At 61.2% G+C, this 22,376-nt stretch carries 20 protein-coding genes; 16 read left to right on the top strand and 4 right to left on the bottom strand.

Translation table 11 applies throughout. From position 1 onward, the window contains the following. The first annotated feature begins 3 nt into the window (after positions 1 to 3). The 7 genes from Q4T40_16875 (at position 4) to Q4T40_16845 (ending at position 7,216) form a co-directional block, all read left to right on the top strand. A complete protein-coding gene (locus tag Q4T40_16875; GenBank protein ID MDT8902918.1) occupies positions 4 to 840 on the top strand; it encodes a transketolase in 837 nt (278 codons plus the stop codon). A gap of 5 nt (positions 841 to 845) precedes the next feature. Continuing rightward, positions 846 to 1,784, top strand: coding sequence for a transketolase C-terminal domain-containing protein (locus tag Q4T40_16870; protein MDT8902917.1), 939 nt, complete (start codon positions 846 to 848; stop codon positions 1,782 to 1,784). Positions 1,785 to 1,792: 8 nt separating this feature from the next. Then, positions 1,793 to 2,680, top strand: a complete 888-nt coding sequence (gene garR / locus Q4T40_16865; protein ID MDT8902916.1) for a 2-hydroxy-3-oxopropionate reductase — start codon at positions 1,793 to 1,795, stop codon at positions 2,678 to 2,680. A gap of 238 nt (positions 2,681 to 2,918) precedes the next feature. Continuing rightward, positions 2,919 to 4,214 carry a nickel-dependent lactate racemase gene (gene larA / locus Q4T40_16860; GenBank protein ID MDT8902915.1) on the top strand — a complete coding sequence of 432 codons (1,296 nt, stop codon included), beginning with the start codon at positions 2,919 to 2,921 and terminating at the stop codon, positions 4,212 to 4,214. 120 nt (positions 4,215 to 4,334) lie between these two features. Beyond that, positions 4,335 to 4,829 (top strand): TRAP transporter small permease, encoded by a 495-nt coding sequence (locus tag Q4T40_16855; protein ID MDT8902914.1) that lies wholly within the window; start codon positions 4,335 to 4,337, stop codon positions 4,827 to 4,829. A gap of 11 nt (positions 4,830 to 4,840) precedes the next feature. Beyond that, entirely contained in the window at positions 4,841 to 6,118 is a 1,278-nt protein-coding gene (locus Q4T40_16850) for a TRAP transporter large permease (protein MDT8902913.1), read from the top strand. A gap of 60 nt (positions 6,119 to 6,178) precedes the next feature. Further along, positions 6,179 to 7,216 carry a TRAP transporter substrate-binding protein gene (locus tag Q4T40_16845; protein MDT8902912.1) on the top strand — a complete coding sequence of 346 codons (1,038 nt, stop codon included), beginning with the start codon at positions 6,179 to 6,181 and terminating at the stop codon, positions 7,214 to 7,216. 53 nt (positions 7,217 to 7,269) lie between these two features. On the opposite strand, the gene Q4T40_16840 is transcribed toward Q4T40_16845, so the two are convergent. The 3 genes from Q4T40_16840 to Q4T40_16830 all read right to left on the bottom strand — a co-directional run bounded on the left by Q4T40_16840 (position 7,270) and on the right by Q4T40_16830 (position 10,129). Beyond that, positions 7,270 to 8,544, bottom strand: a complete 1,275-nt coding sequence (locus tag Q4T40_16840; GenBank protein ID MDT8902911.1) for a TRAP transporter large permease — start codon at positions 8,542 to 8,544, stop codon at positions 7,270 to 7,272. Beyond that, positions 8,541 to 9,032, bottom strand: coding sequence for a TRAP transporter small permease subunit (locus Q4T40_16835; GenBank protein MDT8902910.1), 492 nt, complete (start codon positions 9,030 to 9,032; stop codon positions 8,541 to 8,543). Before Q4T40_16835 ends, Q4T40_16840 begins: the two co-directional genes overlap by 4 nt. A 92-nt stretch (positions 9,033 to 9,124) precedes the next feature. Then, positions 9,125 to 10,129 carry a TRAP transporter substrate-binding protein gene (locus Q4T40_16830; GenBank protein MDT8902909.1) on the bottom strand — a complete coding sequence of 335 codons (1,005 nt, stop codon included), beginning with the start codon at positions 10,127 to 10,129 and terminating at the stop codon, positions 9,125 to 9,127. Between the two features lie 191 nt (positions 10,130 to 10,320). On the opposite strand from Q4T40_16830, the gene Q4T40_16825 reads away from it, so the two are divergent. The 8 genes from Q4T40_16825 to Q4T40_16790 all read left to right on the top strand — a co-directional run bounded on the left by Q4T40_16825 (position 10,321) and on the right by Q4T40_16790 (position 18,748). After that, positions 10,321 to 11,340, top strand: a complete 1,020-nt coding sequence (locus tag Q4T40_16825) for a zinc-binding alcohol dehydrogenase family protein (protein MDT8902908.1) — start codon at positions 10,321 to 10,323, stop codon at positions 11,338 to 11,340. 158 nt (positions 11,341 to 11,498) lie between these two features. Then, the gene (locus tag Q4T40_16820; GenBank protein ID MDT8902907.1) at positions 11,499 to 12,215 is read left to right on the top strand and encodes a GntR family transcriptional regulator; all 717 of its coding nucleotides are present in this window, start codon (positions 11,499 to 11,501) and stop codon (positions 12,213 to 12,215) included. A 24-nt stretch (positions 12,216 to 12,239) separates the two neighbouring features. Continuing rightward, the gene (uxuA, locus tag Q4T40_16815; GenBank protein ID MDT8902906.1) at positions 12,240 to 13,325 is read left to right on the top strand and encodes a mannonate dehydratase; all 1,086 of its coding nucleotides are present in this window, start codon (positions 12,240 to 12,242) and stop codon (positions 13,323 to 13,325) included. Next, positions 13,322 to 14,167 (top strand): SDR family oxidoreductase, encoded by an 846-nt coding sequence (locus tag Q4T40_16810; GenBank protein MDT8902905.1) that lies wholly within the window; start codon positions 13,322 to 13,324, stop codon positions 14,165 to 14,167. The genes uxuA and Q4T40_16810 overlap by 4 nt, the downstream gene beginning before the upstream one ends. A 165-nt stretch (positions 14,168 to 14,332) precedes the next feature. Further along, positions 14,333 to 15,334: a C4-dicarboxylate TRAP transporter substrate-binding protein gene (locus tag Q4T40_16805; GenBank protein MDT8902904.1), complete on the top strand. Its 1,002-nt coding sequence runs from the start codon at positions 14,333 to 14,335 to the stop codon at positions 15,332 to 15,334. Between the two features lie 75 nt (positions 15,335 to 15,409). Beyond that, positions 15,410 to 15,907 (top strand): TRAP transporter small permease, encoded by a 498-nt coding sequence (locus Q4T40_16800; protein ID MDT8902903.1) that lies wholly within the window; start codon positions 15,410 to 15,412, stop codon positions 15,905 to 15,907. Then, positions 15,907 to 17,187, top strand: coding sequence for a TRAP transporter large permease (locus Q4T40_16795; GenBank protein ID MDT8902902.1), 1,281 nt, complete (start codon positions 15,907 to 15,909; stop codon positions 17,185 to 17,187). Before Q4T40_16800 ends, Q4T40_16795 begins: the two co-directional genes overlap by 1 nt. 502 nt (positions 17,188 to 17,689) lie before the next feature. Further along, the gene (locus tag Q4T40_16790; GenBank protein ID MDT8902901.1) at positions 17,690 to 18,748 is read left to right on the top strand and encodes an HD-GYP domain-containing protein; all 1,059 of its coding nucleotides are present in this window, start codon (positions 17,690 to 17,692) and stop codon (positions 18,746 to 18,748) included. A 48-nt stretch (positions 18,749 to 18,796) separates the two neighbouring features. Here the strand turns inward: Q4T40_16790 and Q4T40_16785 are convergent, their stop codons facing one another. Continuing rightward, complete coding sequence (locus Q4T40_16785; GenBank protein ID MDT8902900.1) at positions 18,797 to 20,011, bottom strand: DUF401 family protein; 1,215 nt, start codon at positions 20,009 to 20,011, stop codon at positions 18,797 to 18,799. A 190-nt stretch (positions 20,012 to 20,201) separates the two neighbouring features. On the opposite strand from Q4T40_16785, the gene Q4T40_16780 reads away from it, so the two are divergent. Continuing rightward, positions 20,202 to 22,313, top strand: a complete 2,112-nt coding sequence (locus Q4T40_16780; protein MDT8902899.1) for an EAL domain-containing protein — start codon at positions 20,202 to 20,204, stop codon at positions 22,311 to 22,313. The last annotated feature ends 63 nt before the right edge of the window (positions 22,314 to 22,376 follow it).

The following is a 22,376-nucleotide window of genomic DNA, read 5'->3' as shown; positions in this document are numbered from 1 at the left end:
AAATTGGCACCGCAAACGACGATCGACCTTCTGGAAGCCAAGGCGCTGCGTCTCCGCGAGCACATCGTCAACGACCTCACCGGCGTCGGCAAAGTCGGCCACCTCGGCGGCTCGTGCTCCAGCGCGGAAATAGTAGCGACCCTGTACTTCCACAAAATGAAGCACGACCCTAAAAACCCGGCCCTGCCCGACAGGGACCGCTTCCTCCTCAGCAAAGGCCACGCGGCCCTCGTCCAGTACGCCGCCCTCGCCGAAGCCGGCTACTTCCCCAAAGAAGAAATGAAAAAGGTCAAAACCCTCGGCGCCATGCTCCAGGGTCACCCCGACATGACCAAAACGCCCGGCGTCGAAGCCAACACCGGCTCCCTCGGCCAGGGCCTCTCCATCGCCTGCGGCATGGCCCTCGGCCTCAGGCTCGACGGCCTAGCCAGCAAAGTCTACGTCCTCATTGGCGACGGCGAACTCGCCGAAGGCCAGATATGGGAAGCGGCCATGGCCGCCGCCTACTACAAAATCGACAACCTCGTCGCCATCGTCGACCGCAACCGCCTCCAGGCCACCGGCCCCATCTGCGAGCGGTTCGACACCAACCCCGTCACCCCCAAATGGGCCGCCTTCGGCTGGGAGACCATCGAAATCGACGGCCACGACATCCCGGCCATCCTGGGCGCCCTCGACAAAGCCGACCAGGTCAAAGGCAAACCCACCGTCATCATCGCCGAAACCGTCAAAGGCAAATGCATCTCCTTCGCCGAAAACAACCCCGCCTTCCACAACGGCGCCATGACGCCCGAACAGTGGGAAACCGCCAAATCCGACCTGAACAAGCTGAGGAGGTGAACCAGATGGCAACGAAAAGTCAGCGTCAGGCGTACGGGGAAGCCCTGGTAGAACTGGGCAGAGAAAACAAAAACATCGTCGTGCTCGAAGCCGACCTCGGCAAATCCACCATGTCCATCCTCTTCCAGCAGCAATTCCCCGACCGCTACTTCGAAATGGGCATCGCCGAGGCCAACATGGCCTCCACCGCCGCCGGTCTCGCCCTCACCGGCAAAACCCCCTTCATCAACTCCTTCGCCGTCTTCGCCACCGGCCGCTGCTTCGACCAGCTCCGGCAGACCATCTCCATCGCCGGCCTCAACGTCAACATCTGCGGCTCCAGCGCCGGTCTGTCCGACTTCGGCGACGGCTCCACCCACCAATCCGTGGAAGACATGGCCACCATGCGCTCCATCCCGGGCATGACCGTCCTCGTCCCCGTCGACGCGATCGAAACCCGTAAAATGGTGCGGGCCATGGCCAGCCACCCCGGCCCCTGCTACATAAGGATCAACCGCAACGACCTGCCCTTCTTCACCGCCGAAGAGGGCGAATTCACCATCGGCAAACTCTACCCCGTCCGCGAAGGCAGCGACGTCCTCGTCTTCGCCAACGGCGTCATGGTCTCCAAGGCCGTCGAAGCCGCCGAAGCCCTCGCCGGGGAAGGCGTCTCCGTCAAAGTCGTCAACGTCAGCACCGTCAAGCCGCTCGACAAACAGGCCGTCATCGACATGGCCAAGGGCTTCAAAGCCATCGTCACCGCCGAAGAACACAGCGTCATCGGCGGCCTCGGCGGCGCCATCGCCGAAGCGCTTAGCGAAGTGAAAAACATCCCCCTCGCCATTCTCGGCATCGACGACCGCTTCGGCACCTCGGCCACCAACTACGACGAACTCCTCGTCCACTACGGTCTCACCGCCGACGCCGTCAAAGCCAAAATCAAAAAAATCATCGGTAAGGAGTAGATAGCATGATGAAACTAGGATTCATCGGTTTAGGGATAATGGGCAAACCCATGTCCAAAAACCTGCTCAAAGCGGGCTACTCGCTCGTTGTATACGACCTCAACGCCGCGGCCGTCGACGAAATCGTCGCCGCCGGCGCCGAAGCCGCCTCCTCCCCCAAAGAAGTGGCCGAAAAAACGCGCATCGTCATCACCATGCTGCCCAACTCGCCCCACGTCAAAACCGTCGTCCTCGGCGACGGCGGCCTCCTCGAAGGCGCCAAAGCCGGCGACATCATCGTCGACATGAGCTCCATCGCCCCCATCGCCGCCCAGGAAGTCGCCGCCAAAGCCGCCGAAAAAGGCGTCGAAATGCTCGACGCGCCCGTCAGCGGCGGCGAACCAAAAGCCATCGACGGCACCCTCTCCATCATGGTCGGCGGCAAGCAGGAAATCTTCGACCGCGTGAAAGACATCCTCGCCCACGTGGGCAAATCGGTCGTCCGCTGCGGCGACATCGGCGCCGGCAACACCACCAAACTCGCCAACCAGATCATCGTCGCCCTCAACATCGCCGCTGTCAGCGAAGCCCTCGTCCTCGGCGCCAAAGCCGGTGTCGACCCCGAAGTCATCTTCCAGGCCATCCGCGGCGGCCTCGCCGGCAGCACCGTCCTCGACGCCAAAGCGCCGATGATCATCGCCGGCAACTTCAAGCCCGGCTTCAAAATCGACCTCCACATCAAAGACCTGAACAACGCCCTCGAAACCGCCAAAGAAGTCGGCGTGCCCCTCTTCCTCACCACCCAGGTCATGGAAATCATGCAAGCCCTCAAGGTTGACGGCAAAGGCCAGAACGACCACAGCGGCATCGTCCAGTTCTACGAAAAACTCGCCCAGTTCGAAGCCCGCAAACCCTAGTCGGGACAGGGCGGGAGAGTTTGCCGGCCCGCCGCGGGAACTCGAAAACCTGATAAATAATCGTTCCATATCGTGCAATCCCTGGCAGGAAAGCCGGCCAAGTCCCAGAATATTATAAACATTGTGCATTCGGGCGGCTGCGCGCGGGGCGGCCCTGCGGCCGCCGCCGGCGTTGTCCCGCCAGAGCGCCGGCGGGCCTGGAAACTGCGAAATGGAACATTCATCAGGGGGACCGAAATTGCCACACCAAGACTACGACTTTCTCTACGGTCGCACCACCGTAACGATACCGTTGCCAGCCGAAAAAATACTCTACGACATCAAAGGCGGCAACCTCCCGGCCATAGCCGACGTGCCCGCCGCCGTAAGGGCCGCGCTCGCCGCCCCGGTCGGCACGCCGCCCCTCCGGGATATCGTCCGCCCCGGCGACAAAGTCGCCATCACCGTCAGCGACATCACCCGGGCCTGGGTTCAGTTTCATTCCTTCCTGCCCGTGCTGCTCGACGAACTCAACGCCAGTGGCGTCCCTGACGAAGACATCACCCTCATCGTCGCCCTCGGCGCCCACCGCCGCAACACCGGCGACGAAATCGCCCTCCTGTGTGGCGAAACGGTATGTCACCGCGTTAAAATAATCCAGCACGACGCCCACGACAAGGAAAACCTCGTCTACGTCGGCGCCACCAGCCGCGGAGTCGCCACCTACATCAACAAAACCGTCATGGCGGCCGACAAAGTCATCCTCACCGGCGGCATCGCCTTCCACCTCATGGCCGGCTTCGGCGGCGGCCGCAAAGGCATCATGCCCGGAGTCAGCGGCTACGAAACCATCCAGGGCAACCACCGCTACTGCCTCAGCGCCGAAATCGGCCAAGGCCTCAACCCCAACTGCCAGTCGGGGCGCACCGCCGGCAACGAAATGCACGAAGACATGACCGAGATGGCCGCCATGGTCGCCCCCGCCTTCCTGCTGCACGCCGTCCTCACCCCCGAAGGCAGGCTGGGCCGCTTCGTCGCCGGCCACTGGTACAAAGCCTGGGAAGAAGGCTGCCGGACAGTCGAACAGACCTACGGCGTGCCCATCGCCGAACAGGCCGACCTCGTCATCGCCTCGGCGGGCGGCTACCCCAAAGACATCAACCTTTACCAGTCCATCAAAGCCCTCGACAACGCCTTCATGGCCACCAAGCCCGGCGGCGCGGTCATCTGCTTCCTCGACTGCGAAGACATCAACGAACCGCCGGAATACATGGAATGGCTGCGCTACAAAGACCCGCTCGAATTCGAACTCGCCGTGCGCAAAAGATTCACCGTTCCCGGCTACTCCGCCTTCAGGCTCAAGGACATGTCCAAACAAGTCGCCATCTTCGGCGTCACCCGCCCGGAAAACTTCGCCGTCATGCGTGAAGCAGGCCTCAGGCCGGTCACCGGCTTCGCCGAAGCCTACGACCTCGCCCGGCGGATCATCGGCCGGGACGATTACAACATCACCGTGATGACCCAGGCGGCAAACACCGTGCCGCTGCTGGGCTGATGAGCGGACGGCCGTTCATGGCCGGAACCCGTCGGCCCGGCCGCCTCGGAACCTAAACTGCGGGCCTGTCGCCGTGCCCGGAAGGGCCCGGTAAACACGCCTGGAAAAGGAGAGGACTGGATGCATCAGGAAGGAACCCTCATCGACAAACTCTACCGATGGACCATCAAGGCGACCGAAGTCGCCTGCAGCGTCCTGCTCGGCTGCATGGTCGTCATCGTCTTCGCCAACGTAGTCGCCCGCTACTACCTAAGCGCTTCGCTGGCCTGGTCGGAGGAACTGGCCCGCTTCATGCTCATATGGCTCGTCTTCCTCGGCGCCGTGCTCGCCTACGTCCACAACGAGCACCTCGGCCTCGACCTGCTTGTCTCCAAGCTGCCCCGGCGACTGGCCCACGTGGCGGCCATCGTCGCCGACCTTCTCGTCCTCCTGGCCCTCTTCCTGCTGGCTAAGGGCGGCTACATGATGACAGTCGACAGCTGGGACTGGGAAGCCCCGGCCACCTACCTGCCGTTCGGCTACATCTACATAGTCATTCCGGTGGTGGGCGTCATCATGTTCCTGCAGACAATACTGAAGATGGCCGTGACCGTGCGGGCCATCATCAAAGGTTAGGGGGCGTCGCCATGCTGCCGGTATTTTTGCTGTCCCTGTTCGGCTTCATCTTCCTCAACGTACCCATCGTCTTTGCCCTCTTGCTCACCACCCTCGTCCTCATGCTGTTCATGGGCGACGTCTCGGCCCTCACCCTCTCCCAGCATACCCTGCGGGGCATCGACAACTTCCCCCTCATGGCCATACCCTTCTTCCTGCTCGCCGGCGAGATCATGAACGTCGGCGGCATGTCGAAGCGCATCGTCCAGTTCGCCAAAGTGCTCGTCGGCCACGTCGTCGGCGGCCTCGGCTACGTCACCACCGTCGCCAGCATGATCTTCGCCGGCGTCTCAGGCTCGGCCATCGCCGACACCTCGGCCATCGGCTCCATCCTCCTGCCCATCATGGAAAAGGAAGGCTACAACAAGGCCAAAAGCGCCGCCCTCATCGCCGCCTCGGGGTGCATCGGACCCATCATTCCCCCCAGCATCCCCATGATCATCCTCGGCGTCATCGGCGGCATCTCGATCGTCAAGCTCTTCCTCGGCGGCATCGTTCCTGGCCTCCTCATCGGCGTCGGTTTGATGGTCATGTGGTACTTCCACGCCAAAAAAGCCAAATACCCCAAAGGCCAGCTGGCCACCGGCAGGGAATTCTGGGAAGCCACCAAAGAAGCCTCCTGGGCCCTCATGCTCCCGATCATCATCCTCGGCGGCATCCTCAGCGGCATCTACACCCCCACCGAAGCGGCCGTCGTCGCCGTCGTCTATGCCTTCCTCGTCGGCATGTTCGTCTACAAGGAATTCAAATGGAAGCACCTCCACGGCACACTGATCGCCTCCACCAAGGCCACCGCCGTCGTCCTCATGGTTTGCGGCGCGGCCACCGCCGCCGGCTACCTCATCACCATCGGCCAGATCCCCGCCAAACTGGCCGACACACTGCTCTTCCTTTCCTTCGACAACGACTTGCTCATCATGTTCTGGATCAACATTCTCCTCCTCCTGGTCGGCTGCGTCATGGACCTGACGCCCGCCCTCCTCATCCTCGGCCCCATCCTCCTGCCCATCGCCGCCCAGTTCGGCTTCGACCCCGTCTACTTCGGCGTCGTCATGGTCTGCAACCTCTGCATCGGCCTCATCACCCCGCCGGTCGGCACCGTGCTGTACGTCGCCTGCGGCCTCTCCAAACTGTCGATGGGCAAGATCACCCCGCCGATCATCGGCTTCATCTCCATCATGATCGGCACCCTCTTCATCATCACCTACATTCCCGGAGTGGTGACCTTCATCCCCAACCTGTTCAAGTAACCGGCTTCAACACGGACCCCCTGTCCGTGAAAAATATAAAAAATAACGAGGAGGATCAGCATGTCCAAAAAGGTAATCGCCCTGTGCATCGCGGTCGTCATGGGTCTCGCCGTCCTGGCAGCAGGTTGCGGCGGCGGCGACAAGAAGGCCGCCCCGGCCGCCCCGGCCAAGAAAGTCATCAAGATCAGCATCGGTCTCAACGAGCAAAGCCATGAGTATGCAGGCCTCAAGAAATTCAAGGAAGAAGTCGAGAAAAACTCCAAGGGCCGCTACGAAGTCCAGCTCTACGCCAACGCCCAGCTCGGCGACGACGTAAAAGCCACCGAAGCCCTTCGCGCCGGCACCCTGGAAATGACCGCCCCCTCCACCTCGCCGCTCACCGGCATGAGCAAGGAACTCGGCGTATTCGACCTTCCCTTCATCTTCCCGAACAGCGAAGTCGCTTACAAAGTCCTTGACGGCCCCGTCGGCCAGAAAATCCTCGACAGCCTCCAGTCCAAGGGCCTCGTCGGCCTCGCCTTCTGGGACAACGGCTTCCGGCACCTGACCAACAGCGTCAGGGAAGTTAAAACCCCTGAAGACGTCAAAGGCATGAAAGTCCGCACCATGCAGAACCCGATGCACCTCGCCGCCTGGAAAGCCCTGGGCGCCAACCCGACGCCGATGCCGTTCAGCGAAGTCTTCACCGCCATGCAGCAGAAGACCATCGACGGCCAGGAAAACCCCGTTCCCACCATCTATCAGCAGAAATTCTACGAAGTGCAGAAATACTGCACCCTCACCGGCCACATCTACACCCCGTTCGTCGTCCTCATGAGCAAGAAGGTCTGGGACGGCATGTCCAAGGAAGACCAGAAGATCTTCAAGGACGCCGCCGTTGTCGCCCGCGACCACGAGCGCAAAGTCAGCGCCGACATGAACAAATCCCAGGTCGAAAAACTCCGCCAGGCCGGCATGACCGTTACCGAGCTCACCCCCGCGCAGCTTAAAGCCTTCCAGGATGCTGTCGCACCGGTATACGGCGAATTCTCCGGCAAGATCGGCGCCGACATCGTCAAAGCCGTACAGGAAGAAGTCAAGAAACTCACCAAGAAATAAATCAGCCAGCAAAAAAGGCGTACCCGAGAGGGTACGCCTTTTTTAAGTACGGGCTACTTGTACATCAGGCCCGGCAGCCACAGCGTGATCTGCGGCACATAGCTGACCAGCAGCAGCACCGCAATGCTCACCCCCAGGAAGGGGAGCACCGCCCGCGTAAGGGGGGCGAGCGGCACGCGGCTGATGCTCGACGCCACGAACAGGCACACCCCCACCGGCGGCGTCGTCAGGCCGACAACCAGATTGAGCACGCACATCACCGAAAACTGGATCGGGTCGATCCCCAAAGCCACCGCCACCTTGAGCAGGATAGGGAGGAGGATCATCAGCGCCGCGATCGTCTCCATGAACGTGCCCACGAACAGCAGCAGCAAATTCACCAGCAGGACAAACACGACCGGACTGCTCGAAAAGCCCAGCATCGCCTGGGCCACCTTCACCGGAATCTCCTCGGTGGTCAGAATCCAGGCGAAAACATTCGCGAAACCGACCAGCGCCATCAGCGACGCCGTCGTCACCGCCGAATCCCAGAAAACCCTCGGCAAATCCCGCGGTTTAAGCTCCCGGTACACGAAAAAGCCGATGAAAATAGCGTACACCACCGCCACCATCGAGGCCTCGGTCGGCGTAAACACCCCCGACATGATCCCGACGACGATGATCAGCGTCATGAGGATCGCCCAGAAAGCACCGAAGAAACTCCTCACCACCTCGCGGAAGGGAACCCGCGGCCCCTTGGGATGATCGTTCCTGCGGGCGATCAGATACGCCACCGACCCCAGGCTGACGCCCAGGAGGATGCCGGGGATGGCCCCGGCGATCAGCAGGCGGCTGACCGACAGGCCGGAAATCGTACCGGCGATGATCATCGGCAGGGAGGGGGGGATGATCGGCCCCACCGTCGAAGCCGACGCCGTCAGCGCGGCCGCGTAGTCGGCCCGATAACCCTGCCGCACCATCGACGGGATCATCACCGCCCCGATGCTGGCCGTTTCCGCCACCGCCGTGCCCGAAATACCGGCGAAAAGCATGCTGGCCCCCACATTCGCCAGTGCCAGGCCGCCGCGGATATGGCCGACGACCGCCATGCAAAAGGCGATGATGCGATGCGTTATACCGCCCACATTCATCAGATTGCCGGCCAGCACGAACCCCGGGACGCACAGCAGCACGAAAGAATCGATGCCCGAAAACATCCGCTGAGGGATGATATTGATCGGGATATCGGTAAACAGCAGATACACCAGCGACGAAAGCCCCAGCGCGAAAGCAATCGGCACGCCGATGGCCAGCGCGACAATCAGGGACGCGAACAATAAAAGCGTCATCGTGCGGGCTCCTCCTTGGTCGACCGGATGCTTCTCAGGCTGTTCAGAAGGGCCAGTGCGAGATACACGGCCACGAACAGCACCATAATCAGGATACCGCCGTAAAAAGCCTCCATCGGCCACAGCAGCGCCGCCGAAGTCGTGCCCTCGACCGCCTTCAAAAGCTTATGCGCCTCGACCGTAAGCACGGCGAAGAAAGCCAACAGCACGACATCGACGCCAAGCTCCAGCGCGCGACGCACTCCCGGCCCCAGCTTCATCAGCACCACATCCACATTCACATACGCTTTCTCGAAAATCGCCGGCCCGGCGGCGAACCCGATCGTATAAATGAAAAACAGCCGGGACGCCTCCTCCGTCCAGGCGGGAACCTGCGGCAGCAGCGCCCGGGCGTAAACCTGGAGAATGACCACCGCGATCATCCCGCCCACGCACACCACCGCGCCGAACTTCAAAAACTTATCCATAAGATCGAACAGGAGTCTCATCGCCTGGCTCCTTTCCAAGTCAGCACTAGGTGCAGGCTGAGCGCCTGCACCTAGCTGTCGGGGGTAAGGGTACCCCTGGTCCGCTGTCTGTCCTACTTGATAGTGACGATCTTGTTATAAAGCTCCTTCTGCTCGGCGTCGAGGTTCGCCAGCACGGCGTCCTTCGCCTTGGCCTGGAAGGCGGCCTTATCAACCTCCACGAATGTCATCTTGCTCTTCAGGAACTTCTCCAGCTCAGCCTCCTCCTTGAGGAAAAGCTGGTTCTCGTACTTCTGCATCTCCTTGCCTGCGTCCACGATAACCTTCTGCAGGTCGGCCGGCAGCGACCGGAGCTTCTTCTCGCCGATGCAGACATAAATCCAGCCGCGGACGTGGCTCGTCTTGTTCAGGTACTTCTGCACCTCGAAGAAATTGGCGCTCTTTATCAGCGCGTAGGGGTTCTCCTGGCCGTCGATCGTGCCCTGCTGCAGACTCGTGAACACCTCCGAGAACGCCATCGGCGTCGGTTTGGCGCCCAGCGCCTGCCAGGCGGCCACGAACAGCGGGACATTCGGGACGCGGAGCTTCATGCCGTCAAGGTCGTCCGGGCTCTTGATCGGGCGGTTCGAGGTCAGATCGCGCGGCCCGCGTTCGAAATAAGCCAGCACACGCAGCTTGACCTTATCCAGCACCTGCTTCTCTATCTCCTTGCCGATCTCCCCGCCGGCCACCTTATGGAGATGGGCCGCGTCCCGCAGCAGGTACGGCGTCGCCATCATCATCGTCTTGTTCGCCCCGAAGGTCGTCAGCGTCTCGCCGAAAATGCCGATATCGGCCGTCCCCGTCTGGATGCTGGTCACCAAATCCTTCTCCTTGCCGAGCTGCTCGTTCGGGTACACCTTCACCTCGAGGCGGCCGTTGGAATTTTTCTCGACCAGTTCCTTGAACTTAAGCGCGCCCAGATGCCAGGTATTCTTTTCGTCAGCCAGATGGCCGAACTTGAGGACCACTTTTTCCGCCGGCTTCGCCTGCTCCTTTTTGGCGTCGCCGCCGCCGCAGCCGGCGGCCAGAAGTGTTGCCAAGCACAGGATGATGAGGAGCGCGACCGATTTCTTCACCGTAATACCTCCCTAATTTTCGGAATTTTTGCTGTACTGCTATTCGACGCAATGGAAAAATACTCCTCTTCTTCCATGGAAAAAAATGACGAATATTACTTTTAATCCCGTTATAAGCCTTGTACGCACGGCGCCGCCATAGTATCATGAAAAAAAGGCCGGCAGATGCCGGCGGCGGAAACGGAGGAAAAATGAAAGCCATAGAGATCGTCGCACCGGGAGAACTGAGAATAACCGAGCGCCCTCTTCCAGGGCCCCCCGCCGCCGGCGAAGCGGTGGTCCGCATCCGCGCCGCCGGCATCTGCGGCTCCGACGTCCACATCCTCCACGGCCGCAACCCCTTCGCCACCTATCCCCGGATCATCGGCCACGAAGCCGCCGGCGAAGTCTGCCGGATCGGTGAAGGCGTCCACGGCCTCGGGCCCGGCGACGCCGTCGCCGTCGACAACGTTTTCGCCTGCGGCGCCTGCTACGCCTGTCGGGCCGGCCGCCCCAACGTTTGCCGGCAGGTCAGCGTCCTCGGCGTCCACCGCGACGGAGTATTCCAGGAATACATCGCCGTCCCCGCCGCCAACCTCCACAAACTCCCCGCCGGCATTCCCTGGGACCAGGCGGCCACCGTCGAAACCTTCAGCATCGGCGCCCAGGCAGTCAGCCGCGGCCAGGTCCGGCGAGGCGAAAGCGTCCTCATCTGCGGCGCCGGTCCCACCGGCCTCGTCAGCCTCCAGGCGGCCCGCCGCCTCGGCGCACGCATCGCCGTCACCGACACCCTCGACGCCCGCCTCGACCGGGCCAGAGCACTGGGCGCCGACCTTGCCCTCAACCCCGTCAGGGACGACGTTGTCGCCCGCATCATGGACTTTACCGGCGGCGAGGGCGCCAACGTCATCATCGAAGCCACCGGCGTAGTCAGCGTGCTCGAACAGGCCGCCGCCCGCCTCGCCTCCCAGGCCGGCCGCATCGTCGTACTCGGCTTCCCCGCCGAAGCGGCGAAAATCGTCCCGGCCGACATCATGCGGCGCGAGCTCGACATCCGCGGCTCGCGGCTCAACAACCGGCAGTTTCCCGCCGTCATAGCCTGGCTGGCCGGCAGGGAAATCGACCCCGCAGCCATCATCTCCCACACCCTGCCCTTCACCGCCGTCGCCGAAGGCATGCGCCTGTTCGCCGACGACCCCGCCGCCGCCTGCAAAATCATTCTCACCTTCTGAAAACAGATTTACCCGCCGGCATGCGCCACCGGGCGCCTCACCCATCATGGGTGAGGCGCCTGATTCATAAAACGGGAAAATTTAGAAATATACTATTTACACTAGTATGGTAGTATGGTAGAATTTTGATGGAAACAGCGAAAGGGGATTAAGGAAAATTGATTGCCATTGAACGCTATCAGCAGGAATCCGCCCGCGAATACGTTTACAGGCTGCTAAAGACCAACATAATCAACCTGACCCTTCCGCCGGGGCAAAGCATCTCCGAACAGGAAACCGCCGAGCGGCTTCACGTAAGCCGCACCCCTGTCCGCGAAGCCTTCATCAAGCTATCCCAGGAAAACCTCCTCGACATCTACCCCCAGAAAGGCACCTACGTATCGCTCATCGACACCGACCAGGTCGAAGAATCCAAATTCGTGCGGGAAACGCTCGAAAGAGAAGTCATCCAGCAAGCCTGCATAGCCTTTAACGGCGAAGACCTCTTCCAGCTCCAGTCCTGCGTCGCCCTTCAGGAACTGTGCATCAGCGAAAAAAACTACCACAAATTCTTCGAACTCGACGAAACCATGCACGCCACCATCTTCAAAGGCTGCAAAAAAGCCCGCACATGGGCGATGCTGCAGCAAATGAACGCCCACTACAACCGCGTCAGGATGCTCAACCTCTCCGTCGGCTTCGACTGGGACCAGCTCATCCACCAGCACAGGGAACTCGTTCGCGCCATCCGGGAAAAAGACCGCGTTCTCGCCAAGAAAACGATCGACCTGCACCTCAACAAAGTCGTCGTCGACCTCGAATACCTGCGCGGCGAATACGGCCACTACTTCCTGCCCCGCAAGACGAACAACCCAAACGCGCAACTGGCTAAATAAGAAACTCGACAGGGAGAGAGAACCATGCAGATGTCATTCCGCTGGTACGGAGAAAAAAACGACAGCATCCCCCTCCGCCACATCCGGCAGATCCCCGGCGTAACCAACATCGTCAGCGCCCTCTACCTCATCCCCGTCGGAGAAACCTGGCCCTATGAAGACATCCTCGCCCTTAAAAACACGATCGAAGCCGCCGGGCTTACCTTCAAAACCGTCGAAAGCGTCAACGTCCACGAAGACATCAAACTCGGCCTGCCGACGCGGGACCGCTACATAGAAAACTACCGCGCCACCCTCAAAAACCTCGCCCGCGCTGGCGTCGAAGTAGTCTGCTACAACTTCATGCCCGTCTTCGACTGGGTGCGCACCGACCTCGCCAAAGTCCTTCCCGACGGCTCGACCGCGCTTTTTTACGAAGAAGACAAGATCCGCGGCCTCAAGCCGGAAATACTCGTCGAACAAATGGAGCACGGCGCCAACGGCTTCAAACTGCCCGGCTGGGAAAAAGAACGCCTCGCCCACATCAAGAAACTCTTCGCCCTCTACAAAGAAGTCGACGAAGAGAAACTGTTCGCCAACCTAAAATACTTCCTCGAAGGCATCATCCCCACCGCCGAAGCATGCGGCGTCAAAATGGCCATCCATCCCGACGATCCGCCCTGGCAGGTATTCGGCCTGCCGCGCATCGTCACCTCGCGGGCCAACCTCCAACGCATCGTCGGCCTCGTCGACAGCCCCGCCAACGGCCTCGCCCTTTGCAGCGGCGCCCTCGGCGCCGACCTTGACAACGACATCCCCGCCATGATCCGTCATTTCGGCGCAATGGGCCGGCTCCATTTCGGCCACGTGCGCAACATCATCATCGACCGCCCGGGCGTCTTCCACGAGACCGCCCACAAGGACGACGCCGGGGCTCTCAGCATGTTCGAAGTGATGAAAGCCTATCACGACATCGGTTTCACCGGCCCCATCCGACCCGACCACGGCCGGATGATCTGGGGCGAGGAAGGCATGCCCGGCTACGGCCTCTACGACCGAGCCCTCGGCGCCGTATACCTTCACGGACTCTGGGATGCGATCGAAAAAACGAGCGGAGGGAAACAAGCATGAGCGGCAAAATGCACGGCAAAGTAGCGGTAATCACCGGCGGCAGCGGGATACTGTGCGCCCCCATGGCCCGCGAGCTCGCCCGCCTGGGCGCCAAAGTCGCCATCCTCGGCCGCGGCGAAGACAAAGCCAAAAAAGTCGCCGCCGACATCGTCGCCGCCGGCGGACGCGCCATCGGCCTCTCCTGCGACGTCCTCAACCGGGAAAGCGTCGTCAGAGCGGCCGCCGCCGTCCAAAACGAACTCGGCCCCTGCGACATCCTCATCAACGGCGCCGGCGGCAACGACCCGCGCGGCACCACCAGCCAGGAAACCCTCCGGCCCGCCGACCTGGAAACCAAGGACGAAGCGCTCCGCACCTTCTTCAATATGCCTATCGAAGGTTTCGACTACGTCATGCGCCTAAACTTCATGGGCACCTTCATTCCCAGCCAGATTTTCGCCGCCCAGATGATCGGCCGCCCCGGCGCCACCATCATCAACATCTCCTCCATGAGCGCCTACGCCCCGATCACCAAAGTCCCCGCCTACAGCGCCGCCAAAGCCGCTGTCAGCAACTTCACCCAATGGCTCGCCGTCCACATGGCCGACGTCGGCATCAGAGTAAACGCCATCGCCCCCGGCTTCTTCCTTACCGAACAGAACCGCACCCTGCTCACCAACCCCGACGGCTCGCTCACCCCCAGAGCCGAGAAAGTCATCGCCCACACCCCCATGCGCCGTTTCGGCAACCCCGAAGAACTCCTCGGCACGCTCGTCTGGCTCGCCGACGAGAACGTATCCGGCTTCGTCACCGGCATCGTCGTCCCCGTCGACGGCGGCTTCATGGCCTACGCCGGGGTATAAAGAGACAAGAGCGCATTCCGAGGGACAACAGCGGACCCGGACCGCTCAGACGCGCCGCGGAACCCCCCCTGACAACCTACAGTGCGAGGTGATAGCCCTTCAGGAACTGTCTGGTAAACCTCGGTTGGAATAAATACGTCGCGAAAACACGGAGGAGGGAATAACGTGAAAAAAATTCTGGCATGCCTTCTGATCCTTGCCCTGGGGCTCGGACTGCTCGCAGGCTGCGGCTCCGGCGCCAAACCCGCCGCCGACAAAGACAAGACCTATCTTCTGAAAATCGGCATGGTCGTAACCGAGCAAGATCCGATGTACCTTGGCGCTATGGAACTCAAAAAGAACGTCGAGGCCCGCACCAAAGGCAAACTCAAGATCCAGGTCTTCCCCAGCTCCCAGCTCGGCACCACCGACGACCTCGAAGAACAGGCCAAAGTCGGCGCCAACGTCGCCGTAATCACCGACCCGGCGCGGCTGGCCCGGGCAGTTCCCGAAATCGGCATCCTCGGCGCGCCCTACATCACCGACAACTACGACGAATCCCGTAAACTTGCCACCAGCAAACTCTTCCAGGGTTGGGCCGACAAACTTCAGAGCCACGGCTTCCACGTCCTGTCCTTCAACTGGTACCAGGGCGACCGCCACTTCCTCACCAACGTGCCTGTCAAAGAACCCGCCGACCTCAAAGGCCTCAGGATAAGGACCCCCGGCTCGCCCATCTGGCAGGGCACCATCTCCGCCATGGGCGCCACCCCGACCGCCCTCTCCTGGAGCGAAGTATACCCCGGCCTGCAGCAGAAAGTCATCGACGGGGCCGAAGCCCAGCACCCGGCCGTCTTCGGCGCCCACCTCCACGAAGTCATCAAATACATCACCAAGACCGGCCACTTCCAGCTCATGACCGGCCTCGTATGCGGCGAAAAATGGTTCAGCACCCTGCCCAAAGAATATCAGGCCATCCTCCTCGAAGAAGCCGTCAAAGCCGGCGACTTCGCCTCCAAGAAAACCCTCGACGGCCTGAAGGACTACGAAGCCAAAATGAAAGCCGCCGGCGTGACCATCAACCAGGTAGACATCGCCCCCTTCAAAAAAGCCACCGAAGTAGTCTACGAAAAGAACAAACTGGTCGATCTGCGCAAACAAGTAAACGAAGTTCTCGGCAAGAAATAGCGATTCGCTGGGATGGGAGGATGGCTATCCTCCCATCCTTTTCCCCGTTGGAGCTTCACGAACGAGGTGAACGAAGTGGCGATCCTGAAAACCGTCTACAAAATCGAGGAAACCGTTTCTGAAATATTGATGGCGACAATCATCCTCCTCGTCTTCCTGGCCGCGATGCTCAGATGGTTCGGCTACCCGATCGTCTGGTCGGTCGACATAGCCCAGCTGCTGTTCGGCTGGGTCGTATTCCTCGGCGCCGACATGGCCCTGCGCAACAACAACCACATCGGCATCGACATACTGATAGCCAAATTCCCCCCCAAGGTGCAAAACGCCATCCTCCTGGCCTCATACGCCCTCATCGGCGCATTCCTGGCCGTAATCACCGTATACGGCTTCTATCTCAGCGTCATAAACTACGAGCGCACCTTCAACACCTTTGAACTCAGCTACTCCTACGCCACCGTCAGCGTGCCCGTCGGCTGCGTGCTCATGCTCACCACCGTCTGCACCAAGGTTGCCGCCCTGCTCAAAAGCGGCAAAACGGATGCCGGCGCGCAGCAACGAACGGAGGTATCCTGATGTCTCTCGTAGGCGTAATCTTCTTCGTGCTGCTCATCTTCGGCGTACCGCTCGCCTTCACCATCGGCATCGCCGGCGTCGCCTTCATCCTGTCCGAACCCGACCTGCCGCTCACCGTCGGCGTCCAGAAAATGATCTCCTCCACCCAGTCCTTCCCGCTCCTCGCGGTGCCCTTCTTCGTCTGCGCCGGGCACCTCATGAACGCCTCCGGCATCACCACCAGGCTGATCCGCTTCTCCACCGTCCTCACCGGCCACCTTGTGGGCGGCCTCGCCCACGTATCCATCGTCCTCAGCGCCCTCATGGGTGGGATATCCGGCTCCGCCGTCGCCGACGTGGCGATGGAATCGCGGCTCCTCGGCCCCTCCATGATCGCCAAAGGCTACTCCAAAGGCTACACGGCGGCCGTCATCGGTCTCAGCGGCCTCATCACCGCCACCATCCCCCCCAGCATCGGCCTCATCCTCTACGGCTTCGTCGGCGAAGTATCGATCGGCAAACTCCTGGTGGCCGGCGTCATGCCCGGCGTCTACATGACGGCCATCCTCATGGCCGCCGCCTACGTCACCGCCAGAAAAAAAGGCTACGGCGTCGCCCGCTCCGCCCCGACCGCCAGGGAAGTATTCGACAGCTTCATCGACTGCATCTGGGCCCTGCTCTTTCCCGTCATCCTCATCGTCGGCATCAGATTCGGCATCTTCACCCCCTCGGAAGCGGGCGCCTTCGCCGTCGTCTACGCCTTCGCCGTCGGCTGGTACGTCTACAAGGAGCTTAACTGGCAGAAAGTCCGCGAAGTATTAAAACACAGCGTCAACGACAACGGCATCATCATGCTCATCATCTCCTGCTCCGGCATCTTCGGCTACGCCACCGTCTACGACGGCCTGCCGCAGACCCTGGCCGAACTCATAACCGGCATAACCACCAATCCCACCCTGTTGCTCTTCCTCGTCCTCGGCTTCCTCTTCTTCGCCGGCATGTTCATGGAAGCCACCGTCAACACCCTGCTCCTCACCCCCATCTTCCTGCCGATCATGAAATCGGTCGGCATCGACCCGGTCCACTTCGGCCTGCTAATGATGACCATCATCACCATGGGCGGCATGACCCCGCCGGTCGGGGTGGCCATGTTCACCGCCTGCTCGCTCCTCGAATGCCCCACCGACGAATACATCAGGGAATCGATACCCTTCATCGCGGCCATAATCATTCAGGTCGTCATAATGGCCCTCTTCCCGGAAACCGTCCTCTGGCTGCCTGACCTGGTATTCGGCAAATAACCGCTACCCTTCCAACCGGCCTTCGAGCCGGCATAGCGTGAACCGGCTTAATACCCCCTTCCATTAAGCCGGTTCATTTTTTCCCTATAACGCAAACAGCCCGGACCGGGCTGTTACGTCAAAGCACTACCGTCTTTGGGGCGGGGGACCGGGGGACGCAGCGCCTCCGCCCCCCGCGGCCAGGAGGCGGCCGTCGTACGGTGCCGCCGGCCGCCGCCCGCGTGTTCGGCCCTTAGGACTTTCGACCTAAAAACGGGACTATAGTCCTACTTTTTTAGGACTATAGTCCCTGGCAATTATTGCATAAAAGGGGTACAATTTTTGTAGAATTTTGTAGAAACATGCCATATCTGGCTCAAGGAGCGTGGCACACATAACGTCTCCCCAAACCGCTTGCCGAACCGGTTACCCGGTTCCCCCCAGGCTCGGGGAACAATAAAAACACTGGCTGATTCACCGGTGTTTTTGTTATATTACCTCAAACTCTCGGGAGGTTCTAGAATTGAGGAAAATATCCGTGCAAGACCTGTCCCCGGGCATGCTCATCGACAAAGAAGTAATTTCGGAGGAAGGCGTCGTGCTGCTCGAGCGGGGCACGCGGCTCACCCATTGGCAGATAGCCAACCTCCGCAACTGGCGGGTACCCTGCGTCTTTGTCGACGAGCGGCAGCCGCCGCTGGCGGACATGCCATCGCCGTATCTGTCCACAGCCGCCTTTCTGGGAGAATACGTGCGGACCGTCGACGCCATCAGGCATACCTTCGAACATATCCGCGTTTTTCGCGAAGTGCCCATCCTGGAGATGGAAGAACTCGTCGACCAACGGATAACCCTTCTCGCGGAAACGGTCGGCGTCCTCGACTACCTATATGAAATCAGGCTCCACAGCGACCACACCTTCCAGCATTCGCTCAACGTCGCCATCATCGCCGCCGTGCTCGGCCGCTGGCGAAAATACAAGGGAGCGCAGCTCAAAGACCTCGTTCTGGCCGGGCTCCTTCACGACATCGGCAAACTATTCGTTCCCCAAACCGTCCTCGACAAACCCAGCACCCTCTCGCCCCGCGAATTCGAAGTCATCAAACGTCACCCCCATGAAGGCTACACCCTGATCCACAACGAGCAGCGACTCTCCGAAGGCGCCAAGCTCGGCATCCTGCAGCACCACGAGCGGTGCGACGGGAGCGGCTATCCCGGAAAACTGGCCGGCGACCAGATCCATCCCTTCGCGCAGATCATCGCCATCGCCGACATCTACAACGCCATGACGTCCGACCGAACCTACCGGCGGCGGCTTACTCCCCTTGCCGCCCTCGAAGCCATCGCCGACCAGATGCACGCAAAGCTCGAAACCGGCGTCTGCCTGACCTTCCTCGACAACATGCGCGAGCACTTCACCGGCAACAACGTTATCCTCAGCACCGGCCAGCGGGCGAAAATCATCGTCCTCAACACCCGCGACCGTTACTGGACCAAACCGGTCGTTTGCATTCCCAGCGGCATGATGCTCGACCTCCAGAAAGAAGACATCAGCATCGTCGAACTAATCGAAGAAGGATAAGAGGAAATAAAAAAGACGGCCTCTATTGAGGGGCCGTCTTCGTTTCCCCTATCCCCACCACGAAACCACCGCGACCGCCGCCGCCACCATTACAATCTCCAGCAGCAGTATCGGGCGAAGCGACCGCAGGAAATCGGCCCGGAAATAATCCAGCGTCACCAGCAGGCAAAGGTGGGCGGGGGACAGCATCTGGCCCGCCATGCCCGCCACGAAACAAATCGTCACCAGCGTCAAGTTTCCCGGCGACAGCAGCGCGATAAACGGAAAAGCGATCGCCACAAAGCCCTGCGAAGTACCGGTCAGCAGACCGCCGAGAAAGGCTACCACCCCGATGATCACCGTCGCCGGGATCGCCAAATTATCCAGCAGCGCGGCCACATCGCCGATCACGCCGGATTCGCTCAAAATGCGCTGGAAAAACAAAATGCCGGCAACCCCCCACAGCAGCTTGCCGTCCAGGGCGTGGGCGAGCATCGCGCGGATATCCGCGGCGTCCTGGCGAATGATCAGCGCCATCCCCGCCACCACCAGCGCCATCGCCACCGCCGCGCTCAGCTTGAAAAACACCACCAGCGCAAAATTGGCGAGGATCGGTCCCGCCGCCAGGAAGACGAACCGCCAGCCCGTCTGATCATCGACCGTTGAAGCCGGCGGCGCGGGCGCCGCCGCAGCCGGCTTCAGAGGCGCGATCAGCAGCAGCCAGCCGATAACGAGCGCCACAGCCGTCGCCCATATCATCCGGAAAACAAGGTCGCCGAGCGGGATGCCCGACAACTGGCTGGCCAGCAGCATACCGGTGAAGATCGGATTGGAAAACTCCCATACATGTCGGAACCAGTAATTGATGGCCGTCTTTCTCTCGGGGCTGATGACGAAAGAATTGGCGGCATTCTCCACCAGCGGCGCGGAAAAAATCGCTCCCCCCAGCGACGGCAGAAACCCCAGAAAAGACGGCATCAGCGCGAGCAAAATTCGGTCGCTGCGGAACAGCTTCCTGGCCGCCGTCATCATCCCGTCGATGATGCCGCCCGTGCGGAGCTGGAACTCCAGGCACATCACGAAATAAAGCGCCAGCATAATCTCCCACGTGGCGCGGCCGGTCGCCGTCGCGGCGGTCGCTGACCACAGCTTGGCCGGCGTCGCGCCGGACGCAAAAAAAATAATCGCCGAACCGGCCAGCATCGCGGGACCCATCTTTACCTTGCGGTTCAGCAGAAAAACGATGACGGCGAGCGCTACGCACACCAAAGCGACTGAAAACATCAGGACCCTCCCCCAAATTGCGGCGAACTATACTGCATATAAATGATTCTTCCTCCGTTGCCATAATCCTACATAAAAAATCAACCCGCGTCCCTAGAACCTATCCGCCGCATTCGGAAGGATTTTCCATATTGGCACCGAAAACATATTTCAGCCTTTTTCGGCAAAAAAGCATGTGAGGTCACATCTGATGAATTGGCCGCAAATAGCACAGCGGGCCGCGAGCCAGCGGCACCTCGCCGCCGTCCGCCGTGGGCTGCTGGTCAACATGCCGGCAGCGGTAATCGGCTCCTTCGCCATCATGACAAACAACCTGCCCGTTCCGGCCTACCAGCAGGCGATGCTGCGCATCTTCGGCGACCGGTGGACGGTGTTCGGCCAGGCCATTGCCGACGCCACCCTCAACATCCTCGCCATCCTGCTGGCTGTTTCCGTCAGCTACTTCCTGGCCGAAACAGGCCGGCCCGTCGCCGAAGGCCGCGTAAACAGACTCGCCGCCCCGCTCGTGGCCTTCTCCGCCCTGATGGCGCTCATCCAGCCCTTCGACGTCCAGGGCTTGGTCGGCATACGGTACGCCTGGTACGGAGCGGGAGGGATATTCCTCGCCATCGCGGCCTCCCTGGCCGCCACCGAACTGTTCCTGTGGCTGTGCTCGTTCCGACCGCTCGGCATCCGCTATTTCTCCGACGCCGCCGACCCGGTAATCTCCCAGGCCATGGCCGGTCTTCTGCCGGCCACAGTCACCATCGTAGCCTTCGCCGCCCTCAAGGCGGGCGCGGCCGCAGCCGGTATCGGCGACATCCGGCAATTCGCCGGCGCCGCCCTTGCCGCCCTGTTCGGCTACCTCGAAAACCCCCTCGCCGAAATGCCCCTCTTCCTCATCCTCGCCCATCTCCTCTGGTTCTTCGGCCTCCACGGCAACAACATCCTCGGCCAGGTACTGCCGCTCATCCAGCTCGCCGGAGTCCAGGCCGGAGCCGCGCCCCCGCCGGAAATGCTCACCAAGACCTTCCTCGACTGCTTCGTCCTCCTCGGCGGCGCCGGCTCGACCGCCGGCCTCCTGGTCGCCCTCCTCATCGCCGCCCGGCGGGGCAACACCGTAAAAATCGTCAAACTATCGCTCCTGCCCGGCCTTTTCAACATCAACGAACTCGTCGTCTTCGGCCTCCCCATCGTTCTCAACCCGCTTTACCTGATTCCCTTCCTGCTCGTACCGGTGGCCCTCGCCCTCGTATCCTACGTCGCGATCGCCGTTGGGCTCGTCGCCCCCGTCGGTCAGGCCGTCAACTGGACCACGCCGCCCGTCGTCGGCGGCTACCTGGCGACCGGCTCCTGGAGCGGCGCCATCCTGCAGCTTTTCAACATCGCCCTGGCCGCCGCCATCTACCTGCCGTTCGTAACCTTAAGCGAAAAACAGAAAATCCTCGAGACCAAGCAAGCCCTCGCCGGGTTCCTCCGGGAACTCACCGCCGCCCCCGCCGCCAGGAGCAGCTTCCTCACCCGTCCCGACAGCATCGGCAACCTGGCCAGAGTCCTCGCCCACGACCTCGGCAAAGCGCTCGCCGGCCACGAGCTTTTTCTCGAATACCAGCCCCAGGTCGGCCGCGACGGCCGCGTCACCGGCGTCGAAGCACTGCTGCGCTGGCAACACAAAACATACGGGCGCATACCGCCGCAGCTTACCGTAGCCGTCGCCGAGGAAGCCGGCCTAATACACCGGCTCGGCCGGTGGACGCTCGACGCCGCCTGCCGGCAACTGCGGGACTGGAAGAATGTTGGGCTGGACGGTTTCCAGATCGCCGTCAACATATCCGTCCTCCAACTGCAGTCCGACCTCCTGCCCGGCGAAATCCACCGCACGCTCGGGACCTACGGTCTTAAGCCCGCCGACCTTTGCCTCGAAATCACCGAAACCATCGCCCTGACCAACGACCGCCGCACCGACGCCCTGCTGGCCGAAATCCGCGCCGGCGGCGTAGCCATAGCCATCGACGACTTCGGCATGGGCCACACCTCGCTCTACTACATCAGAAACTTCCCCGTCGACACCCTCAAAATCGACGGCGTCCTGAGCCGCGACGTCCTAACCGACCGCAGCTGCCAGGAAATCGTCGCCTCCATCAGCTCCCTGTGCAACTCGCTCGGCATCAGAACAATCGTCGAATACGTCGAAAACGAATCCCAGCGCGACAAACTCAGCCAACTCGGCTGCGCCCACTACCAGGGTTACCTCTATAGCCCGCCGCTGGCGGCGGACGAGGTTGCCGAGTACATACGCAACCATCGGAGCCCGCCACAATAAAAAGACGCTCCTGCCGGAAATCCTCCGACAGGAGCGTCTTTTTATTATTGGCCCATCGTCTAT

The sequence above is a fragment of the Selenomonadales bacterium 4137-cl genome, assembly GCA_032334055.1.
In the GTDB taxonomy this organism is placed as follows: Bacteria; Bacillota; Negativicutes; order Sporomusales; family UBA7701; genus Anaeroselena; species Anaeroselena agilis.
Note: the sequence above shows the minus strand (reverse complement) of the source record. Positions and strands in the feature narration are given on the sequence as shown.

Excerpts from the sequence above, each read along its gene's own strand:
- Q4T40_16870 (MDT8902917.1), top strand. The coding sequence starts at position 846 with ATGGCAACGAAAAGTCAGCGTCAGGCGTACGGGGAAGCCCTGGTAGAA.
- garR (MDT8902916.1), top strand. The coding sequence starts at position 1,793 with ATGAAACTAGGATTCATCGGTTTAGGGATAATGGGCAAACCCATGTCC.
- Q4T40_16855 (MDT8902914.1), top strand. The coding sequence starts at position 4,335 with ATGCATCAGGAAGGAACCCTCATCGACAAACTCTACCGATGGACCATC.
- Q4T40_16850 (MDT8902913.1), top strand. The coding sequence starts at position 4,841 with ATGCTGCCGGTATTTTTGCTGTCCCTGTTCGGCTTCATCTTCCTCAAC.
- Q4T40_16845 (MDT8902912.1), top strand. The coding sequence starts at position 6,179 with ATGTCCAAAAAGGTAATCGCCCTGTGCATCGCGGTCGTCATGGGTCTC.
- Q4T40_16840 (MDT8902911.1), bottom strand. The coding sequence starts at position 8,544 with ATGACGCTTTTATTGTTCGCGTCCCTGATTGTCGCGCTGGCCATCGGC.
- Q4T40_16835 (MDT8902910.1), bottom strand. The coding sequence starts at position 9,032 with ATGAGACTCCTGTTCGATCTTATGGATAAGTTTTTGAAGTTCGGCGCG.
- Q4T40_16825 (MDT8902908.1), top strand. The coding sequence starts at position 10,321 with ATGAAAGCCATAGAGATCGTCGCACCGGGAGAACTGAGAATAACCGAG.
- uxuA (MDT8902906.1), top strand. The coding sequence starts at position 12,240 with ATGCAGATGTCATTCCGCTGGTACGGAGAAAAAAACGACAGCATCCCC.
- Q4T40_16810 (MDT8902905.1), top strand. The coding sequence starts at position 13,322 with ATGAGCGGCAAAATGCACGGCAAAGTAGCGGTAATCACCGGCGGCAGC.
- Q4T40_16795 (MDT8902902.1), top strand. The coding sequence starts at position 15,907 with ATGTCTCTCGTAGGCGTAATCTTCTTCGTGCTGCTCATCTTCGGCGTA.
- Q4T40_16785 (MDT8902900.1), bottom strand. The coding sequence starts at position 20,011 with ATGTTTTCAGTCGCTTTGGTGTGCGTAGCGCTCGCCGTCATCGTTTTT.
- Q4T40_16780 (MDT8902899.1), top strand. The coding sequence starts at position 20,202 with ATGAATTGGCCGCAAATAGCACAGCGGGCCGCGAGCCAGCGGCACCTC.